The 6730-nt window shown below is 65.5% G+C and carries 6 protein-coding genes; 3 read left to right on the top strand and 3 right to left on the bottom strand.

The features are described from left to right. Positions 1–56 precede the first annotated feature (56 nt). Positions 57–809 (bottom strand): IS6-like element ISMpo1 family transposase, encoded by a 753-nt coding sequence (locus tag VP06_RS16535; protein WP_048464881.1) that lies wholly within the window; start codon positions 807–809, stop codon positions 57–59. A gap of 500 nt (positions 810–1309) precedes the next feature. Here VP06_RS16535 and VP06_RS16530 point away from each other — a divergent pair, with 500 nt between their 5' ends. The 3 genes from VP06_RS16530 to VP06_RS16520 all read left to right on the top strand — a co-directional run bounded on the left by VP06_RS16530 (position 1310) and on the right by VP06_RS16520 (position 5590). Further along, positions 1310–3289: a copper resistance system multicopper oxidase gene (locus tag VP06_RS16530; RefSeq protein ID WP_048464880.1), complete on the top strand. Its 1980-nt coding sequence runs from the start codon at positions 1310–1312 to the stop codon at positions 3287–3289. Beyond that, positions 3286–4284: a copper resistance protein B gene (locus tag VP06_RS16525; RefSeq protein ID WP_048464879.1), complete on the top strand. Its 999-nt coding sequence runs from the start codon at positions 3286–3288 to the stop codon at positions 4282–4284. The genes VP06_RS16530 and VP06_RS16525 overlap by 4 nt, the downstream gene beginning before the upstream one ends. Positions 4285–4594: 310 nt before the next feature. Next, positions 4595–5590, top strand: a complete 996-nt coding sequence (locus VP06_RS16520; protein ID WP_048464878.1) for a tyrosine-type recombinase/integrase — start codon at positions 4595–4597, stop codon at positions 5588–5590. Positions 5591–5670: 80 nt separating this feature from the next. Here VP06_RS16520 and VP06_RS16515 read toward each other — a convergent pair whose 3' ends face one another. Together VP06_RS16515 and VP06_RS16510 are read right to left on the bottom strand one after the other, a co-directional pair. After that, the gene (locus VP06_RS16515) at positions 5671–5970 is read right to left on the bottom strand and encodes a helix-turn-helix domain-containing protein (protein WP_048464877.1); all 300 of its coding nucleotides are present in this window, start codon (positions 5968–5970) and stop codon (positions 5671–5673) included. Then, entirely contained in the window at positions 5967–6383 is a 417-nt protein-coding gene (locus VP06_RS16510) for a type II toxin-antitoxin system RelE/ParE family toxin (RefSeq protein WP_082167437.1), read from the bottom strand. The genes VP06_RS16515 and VP06_RS16510 overlap by 4 nt, the downstream gene beginning before the upstream one ends. Positions 6384–6730 lie beyond the last annotated feature (347 nt).

Here is a 6730-nt window from a genome sequence, read left to right as displayed (position 1 = left end):
GGGGCCTGTCGCAAGCCGTGCCGTAGGCCGCAGCAGAGGCTAGATCTGTCTCGTTTTTAGGCTCTGTTAACCGCCTGAAGGCCGAAGCAGACCCCGAGCAGTCGGTTCTGCTCGCGGATGGTCCATGCGCCGGCAAAGCCGAAGCCCTTGCGCAGCCACAGCATGGCCTCGAACCCCTGGATCGTGCGCCGGGCAGTGCGGAAGGACTGGAAGCCGCCGATCCGGGGCATGTTCTTCTTGACCCGAAAGTGGTCGCTCTCAATGCCCTGCTGCAGGTGCTTGGTCACATAGTGGAGCGGCGCGCGGGGTAGAAGGCCGTCGTTCCTCGCAGCCAAGATGGCGGGTGGATAGGTGCCGGCGCCATCCGTGCCGATGCGATCCGGGGCGAGCAACGGCTGATCCTGCAGCATCTTGCGGAAGAAGCGCTTGGCGGCATCGAGATCCCGATTGGCGGTGAGCAGGAAATCGACTGGATTGCCGTGCTTGTCGATGGCCCGGTAGAGATAGCGCCACTCCCCCCGCACCTTGATGTACGTTTCGTCGATGCGTACCGAGCCGCAGTGCGGTTTGCGGAACTGCCGCAACCGCTTTTCGATCAGCGGCGCGTAGGCCAAGACCCAGCGGTTCAGGGTGGAGTGGTCCACATCCATGCCGCGTTCCAGGAACAGCTCCTCGATGTCGCGGTAGCTCAGCGGGTAGCGCAGGTACCAGGAGACGGCCTGGACGATCAGGGCAGCCTCATAGTGCCGGCCCTTGAAGTCAGCCTTGGCACGCTGCTTCAGCTTCGCGGCGATGGCGGACAGGATCATGGGGTGGCCTCCGGGACTGGAGGCACCATGCGGGCTGCATGGTCAACGCGGGGTAAACGCTGCGGGTTTGCGACAGGCCCCAGCGATTACCCGATGTAGGGCCTGCTGCATGGCCCGTCCCACCCGAGGGGCGGGCTAACGCCCTGCTGCCGCCCGTTGCGGGCTGCGGCAGGGTACCGCCGGACTCGCGTAGCACGCCAAGGTGGCAGGTCATGCAGGCTGCGGCCTACCGCAAACCAACCCAGCGTCATCGCCTGCTGCGGCGTTGAGCCTGCTCGGACCCGTGTTCTCGGCCGTCAGCGTGGCGAGCGGGATTGCTTCGAGCCGCTCAAGCCAGGCCGCGCCAACGAGGTGTGCCTTCCCCGCAACGGACGCCGAGTATCAGTGGCCTACCCGATTGTGCATCCATTCTACCCTCCTTATTGAGCCCTCCCTGGGATAGAACTTGCCTGCTCATCGTCTCATGGTCCGAGCTGCTCGGAAATTCTGAAGGGAAGGTCATGCTGAACCGTCGAGCCGTCCTCGCGCATGGCGCCGCCTTTGGAGGCTTGGCCGGGCTGAGCTCCATGCTTCCGGCCTGGGCGCGCAGCGGAAGCCGCGGCGTCCTCCCGACCTTGCCGACCCTCTCGGGTCGGGACATCGCTCTCGAGATTGGGCACACGTCATTCACCACCGGAGGGCGGACCGGCCGAGCCATCTCCATTAATGGAACGATCCCGGCCCCACTGCTGCGCCTGCGGGAGGGCGAGACCTGTCGCATCGCGGTCACGAACACCCTCGAGGAAGACACCTCGATCCACTGGCATGGCTTCCTCATCCCCTTCCAAATGGATGGCGTCCCAGGCGTGAGCTTTCCCGGCATCCGCCCCCGTGAGACATTCGTCTACGAACTCCCGATCCGGCAATCCGGCACCTTCTGGTATCACAGCCATTCGGGGCTGCAGGAGCAGGTGGGCCATTACGGGCCGATCATCATCGACCCAGCCACCCCCGATCCCGTCGCCTATGACCGCGAACACGTGCTCGTGCTGTCGGACTGGAGCTTCATGGCTCCCGAACAGATCATCGTCCAGCTGAAGCAGGAGCAGGGCCATTTCAATCGGAACAACCTGACCGTCGCTGGCCTCTTCAGCGGCGATCCCGCTCAAAACATGTCGATCGAAGAACGGGTCAAGTGGACCAAGATGAGGATGGACCCGACCGATATCTCGGATGTGACGGGGGCCATCTACACCTACCTCGTCAACGGGCATGGGCCTGCTGAAAATTGGACTGGGTTGTTTCGTCCCGGCGAGCGGGTCCGGCTGCGCGTCATCAATGCGTCGGCCATGACGGTCTTCCAGGTTCGGATCCCGGGCCTAAAGATGACCGTGGTCAGCGCCGACGGCGAGAACGTGCGCCCGGTCGCGGTCGACGAATTCCAGATTTCGGTCGCGGAAACGTACGATGTGATCGTGCAGCCGAAGGAGGACCGCGCCTACACTGTCGTGTCGGAGGCGGTCGACCGGTCCGGCATGGGCCGGGCGACGCTGGCCCCGCGCATGGGCATGTCGGCGGCGGTGCCGCCGCTCCGGCCGCGCCCAATCCTCGGAATGGACGACATGGGCATGCCGGACATGGGCGGCATGGGTTCGGGTGGAACGTCCGGGATGAACCACGGGTCAGCGGGCGGCGGCTCCATGGCCGGCATGGGGCACGGGGCGACAGGGGGCGGCGGCTCGATGTCCGGAATGAACCAGGCAGCCATGCGGGCTCGCGGCTCGATGAGCGCCACGAGCGGCGGAGCCATGAGGGGCGGCGGCGGCTCGATGGCGGGAATGAGCTCCGGCGGCATGGGGGCTGGTTCCATGGCTGGCATGAGCGGCAGCGGGCCCAAAGGGGGTGGCGGCGCCATGACCGGAATGGGCGGCGGCATGGACATGAACATGCGCGACCCCGCCAACGTGCCCCCGAACGTGGAGGTCGGACCCGGCATGGACATGATCGCGCCGGATCCGCAGGACCGCACCGGTCACCCGGGCCTGGGGCTCAAGGACGTGGGCCACAAGGTCCTGACCTATCGGGATCTTGTCTCCCTGAAACCCAACCGCGACAGGCGCCGCCCGACGCGGACGCTGGAGATCAATCTGACCGGCAACATGAACCGCTTCATGTGGTCTTTGGACGGACGCAAGTTCAGCGACGGCGTCGAGCCCATCCGCTTCGCCCGCAACGAGCGGGTGCGAGTGACCATGGTCAACAACAGCATGATGCAGCACCCGATGCACATCCACGGGCACTTCATGGAACTGGTCAACGGGCACCCCGGACACCATCCGTTGAAGCACACCATCAACGTGTTGCCGGGAAGCAAGGTCACCTTCGACATCACCGCCGACAATCCCGGGGACTGGGCCTTCCACTGCCACCTTCTGCTCCACATGCATGCGGGGATGTTCAACGTCGTCACCGTCCGCCCTCTCGATCGAGAACCCGCATGACCGCGCTCCGAATCGTCTTGCTGACCACGGCGGCAACGTTCCCTGTCCTCACCCTCGCCCAGCAGATGGACCCTTCCATGCCGATGCCGGGAATGGAGGCCCCTGCGAAAACGGTCTCAACGGCCGCGCGACCGCCTCGCGGCAAGGGTGGCATGGGGGCGGGGCCTTCCTCCGCCGACCCGCATGCCGGGCACGACATGGGAGACACCGGGGGGATGGCAGGGATGGGGGGCGCCCAGCGGGAGATGCCCAACGCCCCGTCGCCGCCAGCCGCCCTTTCCGGGCCTGCGCACGCTGCCGATCTGTTCTACGCCCCGTCTGTCATGGCGGCGGCCCGCGAGGATCTCCGGGCCGAACAGGGGGACCTGAAAGCATACAGGGTTCTCGTCGATCGTCTCGAAACCCAGTTTCAGAGAGGTCGCGACGGGTATCGATGGGACCTGCAGGGCTGGTATGGCGGCGACATCGACAAGCTCTGGATCAAGTCCGAAGGCAATGGCGCTTACGGCGGGAAGCTGGGGCGAGCTGAGGTTCAGGCGCTCTGGAGCCGGGCCATCACGCCCTGGTTCGATCTCCAAGCGGGCGTCCGCCACGATTTCAGACCAAACCCCCAGCGAACCCATGCCGTTCTCGGGCTGCAGGGCCTCGTGCCTTACTCGTACAATACGGAGGCAGCGCTCTTCCTGTCGAACAAAGGTGAGCTGACCGCGCGCGTCAACGCCGACTACGATCTGCTCATAACCCAGAGGCTGATCCTTCAACCCCGTGTCGAGGCCAACTTTTCCGCTCAGAATATACGGGAACTCGGCATCGGCTCCGGATTATCCACGATCGAGCTTGGGCTCCGTCTTCGTTACGAGTTCATACCTGAATTCGCCCCTTATGTCGGGGTCGAGTACGAACGAAGCGTCGGGACCACCGCCAGTTATGCGCGCGCTAGCGGCCAAGGTCCGGACAGCGTGCGATATCTCGTCGGTCTCAGGTCTTGGTTCTAGATGCAACGAGCTTAGCTTGCGAAAGTACGTTCTGGGCCGTTGAGATCTGGCGGGGCCAGCATCATCCGGTCGGGCGCCCAGACCCTCGAGGGCATAGACCTCCTCGGCGAAGGCGCGCAGCGCCGTACCATCAATTTCGTATCGACTCCGATCAACGGACTGCGAGAGCCCAGTAGGACGCCCGCTCCCCGTCCAGCCCTCATCGAGCTTAGCACGCTGTTTCCGCATCAATTTTATCCATGATAACGTCCTTTATCATGCACGTTCGCCACACGTCAGACCTCGCCCGTGACCAATTCAGGCAGCGACCATGAACCAGCTCATCCCGATTGGCGCTCCCTCCGCTGGCTTCATCCCGGCCCTAGTGGCCGCGAGCGGCGAGCACGCCCGCTGGCGCTTCCTCGAGTTCTTCACCGCCCACATTCGCAACCCGAACACGCGGCGCGCCTACGGCCGCGACGTGAGCACGTTCCTGGCCTGGTGCGCGGCCGCCGGCGCCCGCTCGCTTGCCGAGATCACGCCGTTCCACGTCGCCGGCTACATCGAGCAGCTCGGCCGAGCGCGGGCCGCGCCGACTGCCAAGCGCCATCTCGCCGCGATCCGCGCCCTGTTCGACTGGCTGGTCATGGGCCAGGTCGTGCCCGTGAACCCGGCCCACTCCGTGCGCGGCCCGAAATACTCGCAGCGCTTCGGCAAGACGCCGGTGCTCGCGGCCGAGGAGGCCCGCCTGCTTCTCGACGCGATCGACGCCGGCACGATCGCCGGCCTGCGCGACCGGGCGCTGATCGGCCTCATGGTCTATTCCTTCGCCCGCATCGGCGCGGCGACCGCCATGCGGGTCGAGGACGTGTTCGTGCAGAACCGGCGCCTATGGCTGCGGCTGCATGAGAAGGGCGGCAAGGCGCATGTCATGCCCTGCCACCACACGCTCGAGGCGTTTCTGGACGCCTATCTCGATGCGAGCGGCCTGCGCCATGAGCCGAAGGCGCCGCTGTTCCCGACCATCCGCCGCGGCAGCGGCCGCGCGACCGGCACCGCCAGCGGCGGCGGCGCGCTCACCCGCCGGGCCATGAGCCAGGACGATGCCTACCGCATGGTGGGGCGGCGCGCGGCCGCCGCAGGCATCGCCACCAGGATCGGCAACCACACCATGCGGGGCACCGGGATCACGACCTATCTCAAGAATGGCGGCACCTTGGAGAAGGCGCGCGACATGGCCAACCATGCCGACACCCGCACGACCCAGCTCTACGACCGGCGCCGGGACGAGGTGAACCTCGACGAAATCGAGCGGATCCTGATTTGACGGAAGGCGTCGGCGTCCGAGCATTGAGGCGCGGCCTCACTTACATGTATACACGTATGTGCGTATGAGGTTATGCGTGCTCAGGCCGCATCGACCATCTCGATCCGCAGTTTCTTGCCGACGACCCTGGCGGCTCGAGCGATGGTGGTGAGATGAACGTTGGGGTTCTGCGGGTCGAGCAACCGGTCGAGCTGCGATCGACTCGTGCCCATCCGCTCTGCCATCACCTTCTTGCTCACCCCTTGAGACTTCATCGTCTCGGCGAGCTGCCAAGCGATCACCTGCTTGATCGCGGAGGCCCCAACCTCCTCAAGAAGGCCCTCCTCGTCGAGAAAGCTGTCGAAGCTTGAGCCGCTGTGGTCATAAGCAGTGCTCGTCATGGCACACCTCTCTCGTGCTTACGTTTGTTCGCCTTCGCGAGCTCCAGGTCCTCCATCGGCGTCGTCCGCGATTTCTTGATGAAGGCATGGAGCAGCACCATCCGTTGCCGCTTGTCGATGTAGAAGAGCACGCGTGCGATCCTGTTGCTGGGCAGATCCGTCCTGACTTCGTGTAACCCCTCCCTCATCGGCCGACAGGTCGGCATCCCGATCGGCCAACCGAACTCGACGAGCTTGATACTTTCGCCGATGCGACGACGATCATCCCGGTCGAGACCTTTCAGCCATCCTCGCACGGGCTCATTGCCCGCCTCTGTCCGATAGAAGATCGCCGGCACACGCTTGAGCGGAGTCGTGTGGGTCGGCTCGCCGGCTGGCGCTGGAGCGGGCACCGATCGCGAGGTCCGAGCCATGAGGCAGTGTACCTCGCGCGGTACGCAGAAGCAAGGGCCGAGCGCTGACCACAGGTATGCACGTAGTTGAAGGCGTGCAGCAATGCGCGTGCCGGCTGACGCCGACCAGGCCCTAGTCGCGCAAGCGCTCCCGGAGCCCGCCAGCGGTCTCCGCCCATCCGGGTCACGGTCCTTCACGCATCCACACGGCAGCGGCCTGACGGCCGGCATTGTCCTGTTTGGCGGGGCGTCCGAGGGGGCTCTGCCCCCTCGCCCCACGGAACGCGGCCTACAGGCCGACAGGGCCGCTCAGGTACGCAGGGCCGCCCTTCGGCCGACCCCGCGCCCTCGCAGCCCGGCCACCCCTG

Source organism: Methylobacterium aquaticum (genome assembly GCF_001043915.1).
In the GTDB taxonomy this organism is placed as follows: domain Bacteria; phylum Pseudomonadota; class Alphaproteobacteria; order Rhizobiales; family Beijerinckiaceae; genus Methylobacterium; species Methylobacterium aquaticum.
The sequence above is the reverse complement of the archived record's forward strand: the minus strand, read 5'-3'. Positions and strand labels throughout refer to the sequence as shown.

Excerpts from the sequence above, each read along its gene's own strand:
- VP06_RS16535 (WP_048464881.1), bottom strand. The coding sequence starts at position 809 with ATGATCCTGTCCGCCATCGCCGCGAAGCTGAAGCAGCGTGCCAAGGCT.
- VP06_RS16530 (WP_048464880.1), top strand. The coding sequence starts at position 1,310 with ATGCTGAACCGTCGAGCCGTCCTCGCGCATGGCGCCGCCTTTGGAGGC.
- VP06_RS16525 (WP_048464879.1), top strand. The coding sequence starts at position 3,286 with ATGACCGCGCTCCGAATCGTCTTGCTGACCACGGCGGCAACGTTCCCT.
- VP06_RS16520 (WP_048464878.1), top strand. The coding sequence starts at position 4,595 with ATGAACCAGCTCATCCCGATTGGCGCTCCCTCCGCTGGCTTCATCCCG.
- VP06_RS16515 (WP_048464877.1), bottom strand. The coding sequence starts at position 5,970 with ATGACGAGCACTGCTTATGACCACAGCGGCTCAAGCTTCGACAGCTTT.
- VP06_RS16510 (WP_082167437.1), bottom strand. The coding sequence starts at position 6,383 with ATGGCTCGGACCTCGCGATCGGTGCCCGCTCCAGCGCCAGCCGGCGAG.